Source organism: Stenotrophomonas maltophilia group sp. RNC7 (genome assembly GCF_030910085.1).
In the GTDB taxonomy this organism is placed as follows: Bacteria; Pseudomonadota; Gammaproteobacteria; order Xanthomonadales; family Xanthomonadaceae; genus Stenotrophomonas; species Stenotrophomonas sepilia.
Genome location: NZ_JAVFVN010000641.1, coordinates 1 through 490, shown reverse-complemented (window position 1 = coordinate 490; position 490 = coordinate 1). Strand labels below are relative to the sequence as shown.

Sequence of the window (490 nt, the reverse complement as noted above, 5' to 3'; positions counted from 1 at the left end):
CGGAAGAATTACGCCAGGACAAAGCATACATCGCAAAAAAGCTGGGCTTTTCCGCCGATGAATTCGAAGCGCTTATGCAACCGCCTGGCCATCATTATTCCGAGTACGCCAATCAGGATCGCCTGTATCAGGCGATCCGCTCGGGAAAACAGTTTCTGTCGACTCTGCTTGGGCGCAGAATAAAGAGCTACGGTTGAACCGCTCCATCCCTTCTCTTTGGAAAACTCCATGATTTCCGTCGTCGACTATGGCTTAGGCAATCTGGGCTCGATCTTGAATATGTTCCGCAAGATCAATGTTCCGGCACAATTGGTCACGACCCCAGAAGAGATTCTTGTGGCCGACAAGATCCTCCTGCCAGGCGTAGGAGCATTTGATGTGGCCATGCAGGAGCTCGCGCGACGCGAACTTATCGAACCTCTAAAACACCAAGCTCTGCAGGCGCGCATTCCCATCCTGGGGATCTGCCTCGGGATGCAACTGCTGGGCA

2 protein-coding genes are annotated in these 490 nt (G+C 53.1%); both read left to right on the top strand.

Annotation, left to right across the window (positions count from 1 at the left end):
• Window positions 1-197, top strand: a 197-nt coding sequence (locus RCF13_RS12785) for a hypothetical protein (protein WP_308141234.1), incomplete at its 5' end; no start/stop codon positions are given.
• Between the two features lie 31 nt (window positions 198-228).
• Window positions 229-490, top strand: a 262-nt coding sequence (locus RCF13_RS12780; protein WP_308141233.1) for a gamma-glutamyl-gamma-aminobutyrate hydrolase family protein, incomplete at its 3' end; no start/stop codon positions are given.